Below are 3,449 nucleotides of genomic sequence, written 5' to 3'. Positions count from 1 at the left end.
GTCCGGAACAGGCCCGCCTGCGGTGACGCGGGCCACGGCAGGCGGTGGCGCACCCGGTTACCGCTCCGCTACGCGCCGGCCTTCAGCCGGACGGGCCGAGGCGGCGCGGGCGCAGTGCGGCCGCGTCGAGTTCGTCCCTGGCCTGCGTCACCACGGACTCCGCGCCGCACTGAACGGCCGCGTCCACACCGCGGTAGAGGCACTCGGCGGCCTCCCGCAGCCGGCCGGCGCGGCGCAGCAACGCGCCGAGCTCCACCAGTGCGGCGGCGAGTTCGTACGCCGCCGGTGAACGTTCCAGGCAGTCGACGGCCCGCCTCAGGTCCGCGATGCGCTGGACCGGGTCACCGAACCTGGCGGCGACCCGCAGCGTCTGGCCCAGCACGGAGTCAGCGCCGAAGCGCTCGGCGCGGCGGACGGCCTCGTCGCCCAGTTCCCGGGCGCGGGCCGGGTCGGTGGCCTCGGTGGCGAGCGCGAGCTGCGGGAGCCAGGGGCACCAGCCCGGGTTGTGCATGCCGCGCTCGTCGAAGCGGCGTCCCACCTCGGCGAGTTCGGCCGCGGCCTCCTTGGCCATGCCGCGTGCCAGCAGGAGTTCACCGCGGACCGCCTGGGCGTCCGGGAAGACGCCGGAGGGGAACGGCTCGGTGAAGCCGTGTTCGGCGGCGACCTCGGTCGCCGCGGCGGTGCGGCCCCGGGCCAGCAGGATCTGCAGCAGGCTCGCCGTAGCCGAGCAGTGCACCGGACTGGCCGGACCCACCCGGTCGGCCAGGCGCAGCCCGGCCCGTACGAAGTCCTCGGCGTCGGTGAGACGACCGCAGCGGTAGCGGATGTGGCCGAGAAAGGTGTAACCGAGGGCCAGCGGTACACCGCGCCAGCCCTGCTGCTCGAACTCGCCGACGCCCTGGGTGAACAGCTCGTCGGCACGGTCCGGCCGGTCGCAGTGCAGGAAGGTGAGTGCCACCAGGGTGGGGACCTCGAATCCCCAGTCCTCGTCGGTCCACCGCATGTCGCCCAGCGCCAGGGCCCGTTCGGCGTGTTCCAGGGCGACGTGCACGGGCTCGCCGCGGACCATGGCGTCCCAGCCGCGCAGCCCGAAGAGGTACCCCTCGGTCCGGTCCCGGCCGGTCAGCCGTTCGGTGATGCGTGCCAGCCGGCGCGAACGGGCCGGCGCGCCGCGGTCCTCGGCGGTGAACGCGGCCATCATGAAGTGCTCGGCGAGCATGCGCAGCCGCACCCGGGAGTCGGTGGCCCGCGCCGCCTCCTCCTCCATGACGGCGACCGCCTCGGGCAGCCGGTCGCTGTACGTCAGGGCGCGCGCGAGCCGCATCGTGGCGTTCTGGCGGAGGCCGACCGTCGCGGCGCTCTCCTCCAGCGCCGAGCGCAGGTGCCGGGCGGAGACGGCCGGGTCGTGCATCAGCGCGGGGCTGCCCAACTCGTAGAGCACGTCCGCCCTCACCTCGGGTGAGGGCGGTTCGCGCAGGGCCCGCTCCAGCGCCCGGCGGGCGGCGTCCGGGGCTCCGGTGCGCAGGTACTCCCGGGCCGCCTCCCGCAGGTGGTCCACCACCCAGTCGTCGCCGTCCGGATGTGTCTCCTGGAGGTGCCGGGCGGCGGCGGTCGCGCCCTGTCCGGACTCGACGAGTTCCCAGGCTGCCTTGCCGTGCAGGGCGACGCGGACCGCCGCCGGCACCTCCTGGTAGACCGCGGTGGCGATGAGCGGGTGGGCGAACTCCAGGCCCACGTCCCGCTTGAGGATCCTGGCGCGGCGCAGCCGTTCGCGGGCCTGGGCGGCCTCCAGTTGTCCCAGCGCGGCCATCGACGCCGCCAGGGAGAGCGTCGCCTCGGAGCCGAGTACGGCCACCGCCCACGCCAACCGGACCGCTGAGGAGCCGAGTTCGTCCAGCCGCTCGACGAGCCCGATGCCGTTGGGCGACTCGGCGAGCTCACGCAGCTGCGGCACGTGTTCCCTGGTCGGCGGGAGTCCGCGGTCGGCCGCCTTGGCCGCCAGCTCCACCGCGCGGTAGGGATTGCCGCCCGTCGCCAGCCAGGCCGCGTGGCAGAAGTCGTCGTCCGCGTGGGTGCCGAGCGCGCCGCGCAGCAGTCCGGCCACGGCGGTGGGCGTCAGCGGCGCGAGTTCCAGCGAGCGCCCGACGTCCCGGTCCGGCTCGTCCAGTCCCTCGGCTCCGGCGGGGAGTTCGTCGGCGCGGTAGGCCGTGACCAGCAGCACGGGCAGGGTGTCGACGCGGCCGGCGAAGGCGGTCAGCCACTGGAGGGACTCCTGGTCCGCCCAGTGCGCGTCGTCGATCACCAGCACGAGCGGGCCCCGGCGGACGGCCAGGCGGGTGACGACCCAGTCCAGGCCGTCCCGCACACCCTGCGGGTCGGGGGCGGCGCCGTCCTCGGCCGGGCACAACCCGACGCAGGGGCCGACGATCGCGTACCAGTCCCCCAGTACGTCGTGGCGTTCACGGTCCGAGAACCCCGCGAGCAGCGGCAGCAGCAGTTGGCGCACCAGGTGGAAGGCCATGGCCTGCTCGCGTTCGCCTCCCCTGGCGGTGAGCACCGTGCACCGGCGCTCCGCGGCGAGGCGCCGCACCTCGGTCAGAACGGTGGACTTGCCCGCTCCGGCCGGTCCGGTGAAGGACAGCCGTCCGCCCCTCGGCACACCGGCGGCGGCCCTGCCGCCACGGCCGTAGAGGCCGTCGATCGCGATCTGGGCGCTGACGAGTTCGGCCTAGCGTTCCAGCGGGCCGGTCGGGCCTCCGCCGACGGGCCGGTGGTGGCCTGCCTCGTGTGTGCCGGGCTGCTCGGAAACCACTCGTTCCCCTCTGGCACGGCGCCGTCCGCACCGCGACTCTCTCCGGTTGTCCCCATGGCCGTTGGGGTGACGGCCATGGGCTCCGACGAAGCGTATCGCCAGGGTAGCGCGGGCGTCACAGGGTGTGATGCGAAGTGCTCGATACCGCAGAGGGCATCCCTCCGCTCCGCTATCCTTCCCGGTTCGGCGGGACAGCCGGCCCATCCCCGCGGCCGCTCCGCCGGCCCCTGCCGCGTCCTGCCGCGCCACCGCGCGGGCCACGGTCGCCGCCCTGGTCGGAGCCCGGCCGGGAACACCGGGCGGGTCCGGCACGTTCAGTGGGGAACAGAGGGCCGTACCGCCGGACGGGAGGCTGAACGTGAGCACCGACCCGCAGGACCGGGGCGAGAACCAGGGCCGCGACTGGGACGACCTTGTCCTGGACGAGTCGTTCATCCGCGACGCCGAGGTGAGCGAGCCCGCCGCCCGGACGCGGATGCTCCAGGAGCGGTGGCGCCACGCGCCGCCGGAGCCCCAGCCGTGGCGGGCCGACGAGCCGCCTGCCGGTTGGTTCTTCAGCAAGAGCCGTCGCCAGCAGCGCAAGGACCGCAAGCGCCGGCGCCGCAAGAAGGACGACTGAGACCGGCCGGGGCCTGCC

General features: G+C 75.0%; 2 protein-coding genes. One reads left to right on the top strand and one right to left on the bottom strand.

Annotation, left to right across the window (positions count from 1 at the left end):
• Nucleotides 1–82: 82 nt before the first annotated feature.
• Complete coding sequence (locus tag ACYVE9_RS19660; RefSeq protein ID WP_461029197.1) at nt 83–2,659, bottom strand: ATP-binding protein; 2,577 nt, start codon at nt 2,657–2,659, stop codon at nt 83–85.
• Nucleotides 2,660–3,170: 511 nt separating this feature from the next.
• Here ACYVE9_RS19660 and ACYVE9_RS19655 point away from each other — a divergent pair.
• Nucleotides 3,171–3,431 carry an SGM_3592 family protein gene (locus ACYVE9_RS19655; protein WP_461029196.1) on the top strand — a complete coding sequence of 87 codons (261 nt, stop codon included), beginning with the start codon at nt 3,171–3,173 and terminating at the stop codon, nt 3,429–3,431.
• The last annotated feature ends 18 nt before the right edge of the window (nt 3,432–3,449 follow it).

The sequence above is a fragment of the Streptomyces sparsus genome, from assembly GCF_054776295.1.
This window is presented reverse-complemented; position numbering and strand designations above follow the sequence as displayed.